At 55.6% G+C, this 14321-nt stretch carries 11 protein-coding genes; 6 read left to right on the top strand and 5 right to left on the bottom strand.

The genetic code is table 11. The features are described from left to right. Positions 1-105: 105 nt before the first annotated feature. The 3 genes from C4318_03770 to C4318_03760 form a co-directional block, all read right to left on the bottom strand. A complete protein-coding gene (locus C4318_03770) occupies positions 106-1671 on the bottom strand; it encodes a hypothetical protein (protein MER3454259.1) in 1566 nt (521 codons plus the stop codon). Positions 1672-2004: 333 nt separating this feature from the next. Next, a complete protein-coding gene (locus C4318_03765) occupies positions 2005-2775 on the bottom strand; it encodes a 2-hydroxycyclohexanecarboxyl-CoA dehydrogenase (protein ID MER3454258.1) in 771 nt (256 codons plus the stop codon). Next, positions 2772-3911: an isomerase gene (locus C4318_03760; protein ID MER3454257.1), complete on the bottom strand. Its 1140-nt coding sequence runs from the start codon at positions 3909-3911 to the stop codon at positions 2772-2774. Before C4318_03760 ends, C4318_03765 begins: the two co-directional genes overlap by 4 nt. Positions 3912-4263: 352 nt before the next feature. Here C4318_03760 and C4318_03755 point away from each other — a divergent pair, with 352 nt between their 5' ends. From C4318_03755 to C4318_03735, 5 genes are all read left to right on the top strand, one after another. Next, positions 4264-6000 (top strand): hypothetical protein, encoded by a 1737-nt coding sequence (locus tag C4318_03755; GenBank protein ID MER3454256.1) that lies wholly within the window; start codon positions 4264-4266, stop codon positions 5998-6000. Between the two features lie 67 nt (positions 6001-6067). After that, positions 6068-7477 (top strand): amidase, encoded by a 1410-nt coding sequence (locus C4318_03750; protein MER3454255.1) that lies wholly within the window; start codon positions 6068-6070, stop codon positions 7475-7477. A 124-nt stretch (positions 7478-7601) separates the two neighbouring features. Further along, entirely contained in the window at positions 7602-8888 is a 1287-nt protein-coding gene (locus C4318_03745; protein ID MER3454254.1) for a hypothetical protein, read from the top strand. Positions 8889-8912: 24 nt separating this feature from the next. After that, positions 8913-10100 (top strand): acyl-CoA dehydrogenase, encoded by a 1188-nt coding sequence (locus tag C4318_03740; GenBank protein ID MER3454253.1) that lies wholly within the window; start codon positions 8913-8915, stop codon positions 10098-10100. 142 nt (positions 10101-10242) lie between these two features. Then, positions 10243-10932, top strand: coding sequence for a nitroreductase (locus C4318_03735; protein MER3454252.1), 690 nt, complete (start codon positions 10243-10245; stop codon positions 10930-10932). Between the two features lie 63 nt (positions 10933-10995). On the opposite strand, the gene C4318_03730 is transcribed toward C4318_03735, so the two are convergent. Both C4318_03730 and C4318_03725 read right to left on the bottom strand, forming a co-directional pair. Further along, positions 10996-12192 (bottom strand): hypothetical protein, encoded by a 1197-nt coding sequence (locus C4318_03730; GenBank protein ID MER3454251.1) that lies wholly within the window; start codon positions 12190-12192, stop codon positions 10996-10998. Between the two features lie 248 nt (positions 12193-12440). After that, complete coding sequence (locus tag C4318_03725) at positions 12441-12635, bottom strand: hypothetical protein (GenBank protein MER3454250.1); 195 nt, start codon at positions 12633-12635, stop codon at positions 12441-12443. 106 nt (positions 12636-12741) lie between these two features. On the opposite strand from C4318_03725, the gene C4318_03720 reads away from it, so the two are divergent. Then, positions 12742-14271 (top strand): hypothetical protein, encoded by a 1530-nt coding sequence (locus C4318_03720; protein MER3454249.1) that lies wholly within the window; start codon positions 12742-12744, stop codon positions 14269-14271. Positions 14272-14321 lie beyond the last annotated feature (50 nt).

Raw genomic sequence — 14321 nt, 5'->3', positions numbered from 1 at the left:
GGCATGTCCAAGACGCAACGAGGGGCTAGGGAGAGGAGGTGTTCTCTTCCGAGAGGAATCCGTTGGAATCTTGCGAAGTGGACTTGGTTCGGGTTAGGCGGGTTTTCAGCGAGCTACTGCATCTATGTCAAAGGAGGCGCGGCATGCGCCCTGGTGGAGTTCGTATGAACCAGCGAATCCGCGTTCAACAAGTCTGACGGAGTACGACTCAATGTAAGCGGTACCAGCTTTGTCTTTACCAGAACCGGTTGCTTTGAAAGTCGTGGGAGGGGTGATCTGACCGCTGGAGAGGTTTCCGGCGGCTCGTTGGATTTCAATTCGCTCTCCATATTGACGAATTCGGACTGTCTCGACAAAGCGAAGGTCGAACATTCCACAGGAGTCAGATTTTTTGGCAAAGGCCACGATGTAGTCCCCTGCGATTCGGGGAACCGAGGCTTCTTCCTGGGTTGGTGATGAGTACGGCTCTAAGGATTGTGGGTTTGGAAGCTGTATGACCGAAAGAGAACAGGAAATAGATATTCCGTCAAGGGGAGTGGGGGACAGTCGAACGGCGTACTGTTTGCCTTGCAGTTGGGAGGGCACTCTCATTTGAATCGCCCGAACAACGCCGGAGGCGTCTGTGTATGCCGCAAGTGCGAGTACTCGGGTGTTCGGATTAGAAGGGCCAGGGCCTAAGGTTGGCGAAAGAGAAGACCCCGACTCGCTCACGTAGATTGAAGTGCGACTCATCATAGGGGAACGCGTACCGCTATCTTCGAGATGGCGCCTCAATATTGTTTCTTCTGCGGCCAGCATATGGATCGGTATAAGCGTAGCGGTGCCCGCGTACACGTACTGGTTGAGGCAGTATGCAACATGGTCCGGAGATCGCGCATACTGGCCCACGTTACCGAGTTCGAGCTTCGAAGACTCCAGTTGTTCAGCAAGCGGAGCGCGTTTGGGGACGAAGCGTGGTAATGCCAGGAACCTACACCTGCTCCCTCCCACAAGTGCTTCGCCATAGCGGACGCTGTCAACTTCGGGTAGCGTCAGTAGTGCCGTGTCTGAAGGAAGATCGACAAAAGCGGCTATGCTGGAAGATACTTCGCCGACAAAATTTGCGGATACCTCGCTCCGTTTGGCTGCTGTTGTCTCTCTATCCAGGTTGACGCGGCTCATATCGATCCACATGGTCGAACCACCGAGAGAAGCTATTGGAAGCGATCCGGTGCATCCCTTAGGTGAGGAATGTGTGGAGCTGTCACCTAATGCGCTGAAGAGAATGTCCTCGGTTTCACCTGTTTTGTAGGGATGGATTGGCTTTTCACCTAAGGCCGGTTCGTTCAGGGTGACAGATATACGGATCCAAAATTCGAGTGTCTGTTCCCCAGCTGGAAGATCGAGTGGGAATGCAGTTGGACCCTCTTTGAGATCGGAAGCGGGAATTGGCAGATTCTCTACAGCCCATTCTCTTCCGCATCTGTCCCCGCCAGCAAAGCGTCCGTCGCGGTTCCAGTCCACGAAGACATTGAGAAAAACCGTTCCCGAGCGATCCTTTTCTGAAATCCCCGCAGACGACACCACGATTACTAAGCGATTGTTCGTGCAGGGCAGCATCGAAAAACCTGTATAAGGCGATTCCGTGTCCGGCTCTGGCTGCTCTTGCAGTAAAGCTATCGAGTCGTCCATGTTCCCTTCGGGAGAGGAGCCGAGCCACAGCGTAGAAGAATTGGAGTGCAAAGGCCCTCCGTCACCGGAGCGGTTCGGAATGGCTCCCAATGAGGCGGGTTCGGCAGTACCCGATATCGCGGTATAGAACGTGGGTGTGCCATCCGGGGCTGTCCCTGTGTCGGGTAACCATTCGCCGCTTGGGCGCTTCATAACTAAGGCAATAGCCGCGGCTAGTATTACCACCACACATGCAGCTGCCGCACTTACGAAAACAGAGGAGTAGCGTGATGACTCAGATCTGAGAAAACGCCGTCGTGTCTCCCCGTTCACGCTTGTGCGTGTAGAAAGCATTTATCCGGCCATCGTAAGTCCGCCACTTACCGATAGAACCTGCCCAGTTATGTATCCCGCCTCTTCTGATGCAAAAAATCCTACCGCGTAAGCGACGTCTTCTGGTCTAGCCAACCGTCCCATTGGGATCGACTTGGAAATTGCCCGAAGTACATTGGATGCCTGGTCACTCTTGGCCGTCATTTCGTCGAGGAGTGGGGTCTCGCAAGGTCCCGGACATACGACGTTCACAGTTATGCCGTGGCGAGCTAGCTCCCTGGCGAGCGCCTTGGAGAAACCAACGACTCCCGCTTTTGCCCCAGAATACGGAACTTCACCTGTAGATCCGACACGGGCTGCATCGGAGGCGATGTTGACGATTCGCCCATAGCCGTGCTCGATCATCAGAGGAGCCACAGCTTTGCACATTCCCATGACGGCAACCAAGTTGATCTTCAACACGCGGTCCCAGAATTCTGGAGTGGTCTGCAAAAATGGTCTTATTTCGTCCCAACCTGCGTTGTTGACGAGCACCTCTATGGATCCCCAGGCCTCCCGGACATGGTCGACCGCTGCAGGAATTGAGTGGGTGTCGGTCAGGTCGATCTCTACGGAAAGAGTCGGAACGTCTCTAGACCCAAGCTGTTTGGCGGCCATGCGAGCTCCGTTTCCATCCCGGTCAAAGATTGCTACTGCGATGCTGTTGCGAACGAGCTGCTGGGCGATAGCAAATCCTATGCCGCGAGCAGCGCCCGTTACGATTGCGGAAGCTCGCTTAGGTGCGGGTGTCATGCGAGCCTCTCACCGTGTGCCTGGATCGCCTCGAAATCGAGGTCGACTCCCAATCCCGGGGCTTTCGGTAGAGAGACCTTGCCGTCTGACCGTATCTCAAAGGGTTGTTTCAACATTGCGTCACGGGAGGAGGGTATCCACCCTGGAGGGTTCCAAGGAAACTCCAGGAGCGAACCGGTGGGAGCTGCGGCTAATACATGCATGTTAGCCGCGAGGCCTATTCCGTTGGTCCAGGTGTGCGGTGCGTAACCCACGCCTTTGGCCTCTGCAAGCGCGGAAACTTTTCGGGCTATCGAGATGCCCCCGCAAAACGTCGTATCCGGCTGGACGTAATCATAAGCTCCTCCATCTAGCATCATCTCGAAGGGGCCGAGATCAGAGAGCATCTCGCCTCCAGCGATCGGCACTGACGATGCCTGTCTCAGCGCTCGATAGCCGTTCAGGTCGTACTGGTCGAGAGGCTCCTCCAGCCAATGGATGTTTAGATCCTCTAGGGCTCGTACAGTCTTTTTGGCGCGCGCTAGATCCCATCGGGGAGACGGAGCAAAGCCGTCAATACGCCATCCTTGGTTGGCATCGACCATCAGTTTCATTCGAGAGCCTGCTGCCTCTCGAGCGGCTTCGACGCATGCCACGTCTTCGGCGATCGTCTCGTGTCTTATCCGAATTTTGACGGCGCGAAAACCCGCCTCCTTCGCTGCCGCGATAGCCTCTTTCCACTGGGCCGGCTCACGAAGTTCCCCGAAAGATGCATAGGCTTCGAGTTCATCTTTTGCTCCACCAAAAATCTTGTAAAGCGGCAGTCCTGCTTTTTTGCCGAGGATGTCCCAGAGGGCGACATCCAAAAAGCCTGCTCTGAAACCCAGCACACGGGTCGAGTTGCGCAATATCCCTACGAGATCTTCGATCTTTAGCGGATCACGTCCCAAAAGGTAGGCCTTGAAGAGATATGCGAGACCTGCCCACTCCCTTCCCACGCTTAGCGAGGCAGCTACGCCGTCAATGCCCTCGTCTGTCTTGACTACGAAAATCGCCACTCCATTGTCCCGGGAGGTTAGACCCGGAGTCCATGACGGGGAAAATGGAGCGGGAAGCGGAAAACGACATGTCCACACTTCGAGATCTGTTATGCGCATTTGACCTCCAAACCTTCGACTCACTCCCGCGAGCTGCGAAATTCGTGTCGCGGGGATTGGTTTTTGTACGCTTACAGCCAGATTCGACAGTGTCTCCGCTACCGGATGCGACCGAGATTGACCTGGAGCGGTCGATGTCTTCTCTTTTGCTTCCTCACGAAGAACGAGTCGCCTTGGCCGCTTTCGAAGCTATTTTCCCTAGTTTCGAGGGATCTCCTCTAGGGATCGGTGCGGCCGACGTCGATATGCGCGCATTCCTTCTCGACGTGCTCGCCGCATATCCACCGAGGCTTCGCTATGGCCTAAGAGCGTTGTTTTGGCTTCTCGATGTTAGCGCAGTATTGACTACAGGATGGTCTTTCCCACGACTTCCCGTCGAGATGCGAGAACGCCTTCTACTGCGCTTCTACAACTCTCGCGTTTACTATCTCCGTTACATTGCTCTCATGCTCAAGGCAGTTGCTTCGCTGGGGTTCTTGGGCTTCCCCGAGGTAAGACAACGAATAGGTTATGTGAAAAACCGAAATGTTTCGCCAATTCACTTAGGTGGGTACTCGAGTGGCTCAGAGGAGGTTGCCAGGTGAGTTCGGCCACAAGCGCGTCTCATGCGGCCGACATTGTCGTAGTCGGATCAGGAGCAGGAGGGGCGACCTGCGCTAGGAACCTGGCGATTGCTGGCTTTGAGGTCGCACTCGTAGAAGAGGGGTCATGGGTAGAAGACGACGATTTCGACTCAAACCTCTGGCGGGCTATGAAGCGGACATTCCGGGATTTCGGCGCAACCTACGCAGAGGGAAGGGCTATTATCCCGGTTTTGCAAGGTCGATGTGTGGGGGGAACAACGGTTATCAACTCTGCGATTTGCTGGCGGACTCCCGAGGATGTTCTAGATCACTGGCGACGAGAGTTTGGCCTTGCTGACACACTCCGCCAGGATCGGCTAGACCGAGCGTTCGAGGCAATTGAGAAAGATCTCTCGATAGCTCCCACTCCCGAGTCGGCGTACTCCGAATCTGATCGTCTAATGAAATCTGCTTGTTCAAAGGTCGGACTTAGGCCAGAACCTACTGTCCGCAACGTCAAGGATTGCGAGGCGTCAGGGCTATGTCTTCAAGGATGCCAAGGACGCAGAAAACAGAGCATGGCCGTGACTTACGTCCCACAGGCACAGCAGGCGGGTGCAGAGGTGTTTCCACGGCACCGGGTCGAGCGGGTGGTATTAGATCGAGGCCGTGCAGTAGGGGTCGAGGGACACACTGTGCCGTCCAGCGTGTATGACCATGGAAAGGGAGATCAATTCAGAATCTTAGCGCGCAAGGGGGTCGTTGTGGCCGCTTCTGCAGTCCAGACGCCGCTCATCCTCATGCGCAGCGGGCTTCGAATGCCCGAGATAGGTCGACATTTCCAAGGCCATCCTGGCGTTGGAGTCTTGGGATTCTATCAGCAAAAGATTAGGATGTGGGAAGGAGCTACCCAAGGTTTTCAGGCTGTACCTCCCAGATCTGCTCGCTTCAAGCTTGAGACCTTAGCTCTTCCCCCAGAGCTCTTGGCGGTGAGGATACCCGGGATAGGGCGGGCTTTGGTTCAAGAGATCGCGAACTTGGAGCATGCTGCCTTGTGGGCGGTTTTAGTGCGCTCGCACGCCGAGGGAAGGATCGTCCCTGCCAACGGTTTGCGCAGTCCTATACAGTACTCGATCTCGCCGCAAGACCTTGAGATCTACGCCAACGGCATCAAGACCGCTGCCCTCATGATGCTAGAGGAGGGGGCGGAGTATGTCATGCCCGGAGTTTGGGGTCTCCCGGAAAGGATCACCTCACCGGACGAGCTTAGCTGCATAACCCCCGAGGCCCTCGATGCCAGGAGGATGAGTCTCGTCATGACCCACTACATGAGTTCGTGCAGGATGGGTGCTTCACCCAAGTACTCCGCTGTAAATCCTGCTTTCGAGACCTGGGAGATAGAGAGGCTGTACGTCGCAGATGCTAGCGTTCTTCCCACCAATATGGGCGTGAACCCCCAGCACACGATTGTCGCTATGGCGTGGCTGGCCTCCGAGCGGATCGCTTCAGCCCTAGGGCAAGCGTGACCCGTATCATCATCGGAGCGAAAGCGGGTGTGAGTAAAGGGAGAGGGCGAAGAGGAGGAAACCAAAAATGGCATTCAGCACCGAGCCTATTGAAGAAGTAGCCGCCAGAGTTCGCAGCAAGGAGCTGTCTCCAGTCGATTTAGTCGACGAGGCACTGCGGCGGATCGAAACTCTGGGCCCGGAACTCAATGCTTTCGTACAAGTAAATGGTGAGTTGGCGATGGAGAATGCCCGTGCTCTCGAAGCTCGTATTGTAGCTGGAGAGGACCCGGGTCCCCTCGCTGGACTTCCATTGGGCGTAAAGGATCTTCAACATGCTGCCGGATTTAGAACTAGCTTCGGTAGCAAGCTGCATCTAGAAGACCCCCCTCAAAAAGAGGATGACTGGGAGGTGGCCCTACTAAAAAAGGCAGGAGCCATTGTCGTTGGCAAAACGAACACGCCCGAGTTTGGCTGGAGCGGATACACAAGCCCTCCAGCTTTTGGGCCGGCTCGCAACCCGTGGAATCCACAGCTCACACCTGGGGGTTCGTCTGGGGGCTCGGCTGTGGCCGTTGCTGCCAGGATGGTGCCAATTGCTACGGCCTCGGATGGGCTCGGATCTATACGGATTCCCGCTGCCTTTTCTGGTCTCTTTGGTATTAAGCCAAACTTGGGACGGGTAGGTCACAACATCGCTGACGGTTGGCAATTCCTGGCTTGCCACGGTCCACTCACAAAGCATGTAAAAGATGCAGCGCTCCTACTAGACGTCACCGCTGGCCCAGCCCCTGGCGATCCCTTTGCTATACCACCACCTTTAGGCTCGTACAGAAAAGCGCTCGATGAGCCTTATAAAGGAGCATTTGGATATGTATGTCTGAATTTGGGATGGGGGCCGATAGAGCCTGAAGTAGAGACGGTCGTAAGAGCTGCCCTCGACAGACTGGATCAGATCGGTGTGAAACTCCAAGAGATTGACCGCGTGTTTTCTGAGGATCCGGCGAACTATGCTCTCTCGTTGTCCACCGCTGACAGTGCTTTCAATCAGGGAAAGTCAATAGACGAAAAGGCGGATCTGTACGACCCGATGTTTTTGATGTCGCTACAGGTCGGGAGGGCGGTTGCCACGCAAACCTATCAGTTGGCTCTAGCTAAGCGCTACGCATTTGTAAAAGAGCTTGACGAGCTTCTCGATGAAGACAAGTTGCTCTTCTGTGTCGTCACGGCCACGCCGCCTTTTTCTGCGGAGGGGCCGCACCCGATCCAGATAGCAGGCCAGCCAGTGGGTCCCACTGGTTTTATCAGAACATACCCGTTCAACTACACAGGACATCCCGCAGCTTCTGTTCCGTGTGGAAAGACGTCCATGGGGCTTCCGGTCGGGCTTCAGGTGATCGCGCCAAGGTTTCGGGAAGATCTGATCTTGCGTTTCGCCGCTGCCTTCGAAGAGGCCTGGCCATGGGATTTTCCTGAGGTCTCGAATCTCGGGAGCTGAGACTTCATTGTGAACCCGTGTATGTCGATAGGAGATTCGGAAGCTGGAGTTATAACAGCACCTGCGATTGTTCCAGCTAAAGGCTGGATCATGCTCGCCGAGTGGGGCCGGATAGCGGAGAGGAATGAACGTAGGAGTCGTAGGTGCCGGGCCCGCAGGGCTGACGGCCGCGTATCTTTTAAAGCTCTCGGGTCACCACCCTGTTGTCTTTGAGTCAGACGACACGGTTGGGGGCAGGACAAAGACCATCCACTTAGGCCCAGGCCATCACTTCGACTCGGGTGCGGGCTGGATATCCAATACTCACCGAGAAACCCTGGGTTTTTGTTCCTCTGTAGGAATAGCTGACGAGCTGACTCCTGTGGATGTGAGAAATCATGTTCATATCTCTCGGAGCGGTACTCTCCTCAAGATAGCCGGAGGATTTGCGTTTCAATCGGGTACTTCGGGCCATAAGTTGCCGTTGCGGGAGCGAATAAGACTCGCTGCCTGGTTAGCCGGACTGAGGGTGCGAGAGCACCTCTATCCCGGAGCAGGAAACCTACACTTAGACGAAGTACGTGCAGAGAGCCACATAGTCGAGTGCATCGGTGAATATGCTGTGTCTGCGATCTTTGAGCCGATGGCGGCCACGGCCTGTTTTACTCTCTCACAGCTGTCTGCAGCTGCGGTTCGGGTCCTTGCCAGGGATTATTTCTCGGGTAGGTTCTACTCACTCGCTCATGGAATGGACTCTCTCTGGAAGAGGGTGGCAACTCACTTAGAAGTAGAGGTTGCGAAGCCTGTGCGACGGATAGTAGCCCGAGAGCGAAGTGGGGTCGAATTAGTGTTCGATTCTGGAACTGCGATGTGCTTTGACGGATGTGTTGTGGCCGCTCCAATAACACGAGTGAAAGAGATTCTTGACGGAATCGAACTACCGCCGTGGGCCTACAGCGTCAGGTACGCGCCGTGCGTTCGCGTGTATGGCGTAAGGATCGGATCCGCACGTAGAGCGGATGTTTACCCGGCGGGCCTCGCCGACGAGCAAGTCTCGGTGTCTCGAAGTGGCGGAGAATGGCTGTTCGGTCCGGTACCCCGGGGCCACTCGGCAGCAGTGGTCAGTGCCGTAGGGCGGTTAGCCGCGGATCTACTCGACGAGCCAGATGAGAAGGTAGAAAAACTTTTGTGGGAGCGAGGTGCTGCTATTGACCCCGAGCTCTTTGGCATCGATTGCTGCTATTCGGTGGAAGTCGTTAGATGGCCCGAGGCGATGCCCGTGTTCGGCCTCGGGCATTTAAAAAACCTGGCTTCTTGGAAACAGGCGCCCCCAGTGGTCTTCGCCGGGGACTGGACTAGTTCTCCGAGTATCGAGGGTGCAATTAGGTCCGGTATCGAAGCAGCAAGCCAGTTTGGTAAAGCTACCACTTAGGTGCCCTAGGATATAGCGAGCCTCATCTTTGACGAACCGGTCACGACTTGGGAGGTTGACACGGACTTTCAGGAGCCAGAAGAACACAGTTTGATTCGGGAGGCCATCGCTCGGATCTGCAAGGATTATGGCCGGGCATGGTTTCAAGAGCGTGTCGCCAAGGGAGAGAAGTCGACCGAACTTTGGCGGATGCTCGGTGATCGGGGGTTCATTGGCCTCAACGTGGATGAGGCTTACGGAGGGGCTGGTGGCGGAATTACCGAGCTGTGCATTTTGTGCGAGGAAACAGCGGCGGCAGGAGTACCCCTCTTGTTGCTAGTTGTCTCCCAAGCAATCGGAGCTACTGTTATCTCTGCTTTCGGTACCGAAGATCAGAAAAGTTTCTTCCTTCCTAAGCTCGCTTCAGGCGAAGCCGTCATGGCTTTTGCGATTACAGAACCGGACGCGGGATCTAACTCTCACAAGATTGCCACGACCGCCAGACGAGATGGAGATTGCTATGTAATACGGGGAACGAAAACCTTCATCTCTGGCGCTGATGAAGCTGAGTGGATTTTGGTAGTGACTAGGACGGGAACCGACGATCAAGGAAGGGCTGCATTGTCGCTGATGGTTGTCGACGCAGACGCCGAGGGTTTGGAGAAAAGCCTCATCGAGACGGTGATCCCCGCGCCCGAGAAGCAGTGGCTACTCCACTTCGACGATGTAGTCGTCGGTTCCGAGCGCCTAATTGGCCATGAAAATCAAGGGCTGAAGGCTGTCTTTCATGGGCTGAACCCGGAGAGGATTACCTCTGCTGCGATGGCTATAGGACTTGGGCGCTATGCGCTCGAGCGTGCGTGTCGCTACGCAAGAGAGAGGGCGGTGTGGGGTGTTCCCATCGGCGCGCATCAGGGCCTAGCTCACCCGCTCGCCGAGAAAAAGATTCAACTAGAGTTAGCGGCGCTAATGACCCGCAAGGCGGCGTGGCTATTCGACAGAGGGCTTCCTGCAGGTGAAGCAGCGAATATGGCCAAGTTTTCTGCTGCTGAGGCGGCTATCGGTTGTATTGATCAAGCTATGCAAGTTCTCGGCGGTAACGGGTTGACCGTAGAGTATGGAGTCGGTGACTTGTGGCCTATGGCGAGATTGATGAGAACAGCGCCCGTCAGCCGGGAAATGATCCTCAACTTCGTGGCCCAGCACTCGCTTGGTCTTCCCAAGTCCTACTGAGCACTGGCCTATCTCGGAACTTAGGAATTTGCTCTCGGATAATGCAAATTTTGGAAGGGTCTACAAAAGGCCCGGTTTCCAAACGCTTTTTACTGTTTCATGTCCAGAAATCTGCCTTTGTGTCTGTCAATGAGGAATGAGGATGTCAGAGGGATCAAAAACTTACGAGTTAGCTGTCGAGGGACTATCTCGGCCTTTTGTTCAGGTCATAGAGACCCAGCGATCAATCCGACGCTTGTTGCCGGACCCTGTCGACGATCGGATATTGCTACGCTTGATCGAGCTGGCTACCAAAGCGCCCACTGGGTCAAATGCCCAGAATTGGGAGTTCGTTTTGGTCAAGGATCATAAGAAAAAACGGGCTCTCCAAGATCTGTACGGAAAAGCATGGCGCGTCTACGGATCGGTGGGGCGGCGTGTCCGCCGCGATGAGCGGACTATCAAAATTATGAAAGCAGTCCAGTACCAGATCGATCACTTTGAGGAGGTGCCCGTTGTAGTTGTGGCTTGCCTCAGGGGGTGGCGGCTTCCTTTCATTCTTCCCCAGCCATCTGTGGCGTACTCGACCTACTACGGATCTATCTACCCAGCGGTGCAGAACTTATTGCTTGGCGCCCGAGCTGTGGGTCTGGGTGCGGGCGTCGTGACGTTGCCACTGTGGAACAAGTGGGCCATCAAGCGGCTGCTGCGCCTACCGTTGTCTGTGGAGCCGATATGTCTGATTCCTATGGGCTGGCCAAAAGGACGCTATGGTCCAACCACGAGGAAACCCGTTACGGCGGTAACTCACGTAGACACTTATGGAAATCGGCCGTTCGAGAGTGAACAGTGAAGGATTTCTCGCAGGGCCTCGGGCCCCTTAATCAAGGGAAGACAAACTTCTCGATAAAACCTGCTATCCCCAAGCGTAGATAGCGTCGGTGTCGGCGAAATATAGCCTCGCATCTGGTCCTTGGACTATATCGAGAGCGCATCCGGATGGGCCCCGCCCAGGTTCGGACAGGCCTTCCGTCCACTTCCGCCCGGCTTCGTCGATGACGAACATCTGTCTTAGGGCAAAGGAGCAGAAGGCCACGGCACCGTTTAGGGCTCCGAAGCGTGATGACGAGACTACAGTTATCCCCGTTGGCACGACAACTTCCTCTCCGGAGTGCCATATCGGGGGAGTGCCCTCTCGATATCTAGATCCATACGAGTTAGGCCAACCGTAATGCTCGCCCGGCCGTACCCTGTTTACCTCGTCACAGCAGTGAGGTCCGTCGCTACCAGATGGTCCGTTGTCGGTAGCATATGCCTCCCCCGAGCTGGAAAAGACAAGGCCGAACGAGTTGCGCAACCCAGTTGCCCACACTGGTGTTTGCGGGCCGAACGCCCCATCTCTTGGTATGGAACCATCGGGTTCGTAACGGAGAATCTTTCCTCGCAGATCGTTAATGTCGGGGGAGGCTGACGGGGCCAGCCCATCTCCGACTGTCACATAGAGCTTGCCGTCGGGTCCGAAGGCGAGTCGCCCGCCTTTGTGGCAGCACGCCCTACCGGCTGGGAGCTCTATGATTACTTCGTCTTTTACGACCTGGTCATCTTTGAGCTCTATGCGGTGTACAGTCGAGATCTCCTTGTTGGATGCTGGCGAAGCGAAGACGTAAAGGTATGGGTGCTGTACGAAGTCGGGGTCGAGAGCCAAGCCTAAAAGGCCTCGTTCGCCCTCTGTGGAAACCGCGATCTCTTCTATCAGATGGACCGGAGGTTCCTTGTCTTTTTTGCCTCCGGATAAATCGACTTTCCAAATTCGGCCTTCACGCTCAGCAAAGAAAAGCTGCCTTGAGGGTGAGACGGCTAGTGCTGTGGGAAATCGCGCGCGTATCAGGAGGTGAGGATCTTCAGCAGGCATTGACTGGGATAAGATATCTGAAATTCCGGTCTGCTCAGGTGCCGAGGAATTATCTGGAGGTGCGCTCACTATCTCCGGCGGAGGTAGGGATTTGGAACACGCTGTTGCCACCAGTAAGGCAGTGATGCCAATAGCAGTGACGCGAAGCCCACAGCTGGCCAAGCCCCTTTTCACTCTCTGAACAAACCTCTCTTGCGACATTCGTCGAGGTGTGACTATTACCAGTGTAAGCCCCGCCGCAGCGAGCGCAGTGAGGCCAACGTGCGCTGCGGGCTCTAGCCAGGGTGGTGCCAGCCTACTGCTTGTGGTCTGAAAGGATGTTTCTTCCCACCAAGGACATTGGAAGCAGCTCCTCTTGGGAAGTTGTTTCGCCTCTTGGGTAGGGGGCGGTCTGCTCGGCTACCTCGACCCTTACTATCGTCATCGCCAGCTGCCACCCATTCACGACCCTAATGAATCCCTGGTAAGTACCCGGGCTCGGCCACTCCAGCTCTAGCGCAAAGCCTCGCGTGGCGAGGAATACACTGCACCGATAGCACCTGCACGATTGTTTGTGCCAACTTGGCGAACTCCCATGTCCGTGCAACTGTGAGGATTATCGCCCCAAACCTATCCCCTACTATCCCGAAGACAATCGAGACCACTGCGGCCCTCGGGTGTCCGCCAGAAAGCCACTTTCGCGCGCCTCACAGTGTAGGATCTCGGTCATCAACATCAAACGAGGGGTTCGCTCTTCGGATGTGAGATGCGCTGATAACTCACCTTACTTTCTTCAAGATACCGGAGAGAGAGGTGGTCGAGAAGCCTTCAGCTAGCAGAGCGGAGTCTAGCGAAAGGATCGCAGAGCTTGTCGAAGAAGCTTCCCGGACTCACCTGAGAATCGAGACCGAGGGGGCAGCGGAGACTGCAGGACTCGAGGTCGGTTGGGGAAAGATCCGAGACTACGGGATAAAGCCGATAACGTTGCTGTTTATCCTCAACGCTGTAGACGAGTTCGATCGTTCAGTCTTGGCAGTGGCTATGGAGAGCATCCGCAAAGAGTTCGAGGCCAGCGACACCGTCGTAGCCTTGCTTCCCTTCGCGTTTGTGTTGCTGGCTGGAGTCATAGGTGTTCCAGCAGGAACCTGGGCTGACCGGTGGATACGCAAGTACATCATCACCATCGGAGCAATTGCCTGGGGGAGCGCAGGGCTGCTTGCTGCTGCCTCGCGTAACTTTGTTCAGCTTTTTGCAACAAGGGTTCTACTGGGGGCGGGCCAGGGAACGATCGGACCGACCCATCTCAGCTTGCTGAGCGACTATTACCCGATCAATGTTCGTGGAAGAGTTTTGGGCTACCACCGGTCTGCCAATCCCGCCGGGCAGATGCTCGGCGCGGTGCTGGGAGGAATAGTTGTTTCGTCTTTCGGATGGCGGTGGGCGTTCGTAGCGGCTGCATTACCAGGCTTGATCTTCGGGTTATACGCGCTCACTCTACGGGAACCAAGGAGGGGCGAGTCCGATCTCGAGCAGGTTTCCAAGCAAAACCCGCTTCTAGCGGCGTTTTTACGAGAGCCAGAAGACAAGAAGGGATTTTTTGCGAGCCTGTCTACGATTCGCGGTCGCAAAACACTTGTGCTTCTCATTGCCGCCAATGCGACGGTCGGTTTTGCTCTTGTGGGGGTCCTCTTCTGGCTTCCCGCGCTCTTCGAGCGCCGCTACGGTTACGCTCCGAGACAGGCCTCTTATGTTTTAGGAGTGCTCGGAGTCGCATCTTTTATAGGCACTTGGCTAGGATCGCCGCGGGCGGACAGAGAACTCAAGAAAGGATTCAGACACCTTACAGTGTTTGGGGCTAGCGGAGTGGCGGTGCTGGCTTTAGTCTGGCCCGTAGCCTTTGCCGTGACGAATCCAGTGGCTGTCATCGTGGCTATGTCGGTGGGGGCCTTTGTGGCCTCATACGGGTTACCCGGATTGATTGCGGTCGTTGCGGCCTGCTCTCCTCCGAGGGTTCGAAGCCAGTCATTTGCGGTGTTTGGACTGGCGCTCGCCGTCTGCGGTGCAGCAGTCGCTCCTATTCTTATAGGGTGGACTTCCGATTTCCTGCAATCTCGGGGCCTCGATGACGCGGAAAGTTTGCGATGGTCTTTGTTCTTGAACACAGTGACGGTGGTCGGCTTTGGAACATGGTGCATCTTCAGGGCGGCCAGGTACGTCGAGGCCGACGTATCCCGAACTATCCAAGAATTTCTCACAGAAATGGCCACAAGAGGATCATCTAACGCCGGAGCTAACTGGTGACCTAGTTGCCCACGAGATCGAGGGGTCTGCAAGTACCTGCCAAAACAGCT

Source organism: Acidimicrobiia bacterium, assembly GCA_040289475.1.
Lineage (GTDB): Bacteria > Actinomycetota > Acidimicrobiia > ATN3 > PSLF01 > PSLF01.
This window is presented reverse-complemented; position numbering and strand designations above follow the sequence as displayed.

Bases quoted from the DNA above. Each gene is read 5' to 3' on its own strand.
- C4318_03770 (MER3454259.1), bottom strand. From the start codon at position 1,671: ATGGACGACTCGATAGCTTTACTGCAAGAGCAGCCAGAGCCGGACACG.
- C4318_03765 (MER3454258.1), bottom strand. From the start codon at position 2,775: ATGACACCCGCACCTAAGCGAGCTTCCGCAATCGTAACGGGCGCTGCT.
- C4318_03760 (MER3454257.1), bottom strand. From the start codon at position 3,911: ATGCGCATAACAGATCTCGAAGTGTGGACATGTCGTTTTCCGCTTCCC.
- C4318_03755 (MER3454256.1), top strand. From the start codon at position 4,264: ATGGTCTTTCCCACGACTTCCCGTCGAGATGCGAGAACGCCTTCTACT.
- C4318_03750 (MER3454255.1), top strand. From the start codon at position 6,068: ATGGCATTCAGCACCGAGCCTATTGAAGAAGTAGCCGCCAGAGTTCGC.
- C4318_03745 (MER3454254.1), top strand. From the start codon at position 7,602: ATGAACGTAGGAGTCGTAGGTGCCGGGCCCGCAGGGCTGACGGCCGCG.
- C4318_03735 (MER3454252.1), top strand. From the start codon at position 10,243: ATGTCAGAGGGATCAAAAACTTACGAGTTAGCTGTCGAGGGACTATCT.
- C4318_03730 (MER3454251.1), bottom strand. From the start codon at position 12,192: ATGTCGCAAGAGAGGTTTGTTCAGAGAGTGAAAAGGGGCTTGGCCAGC.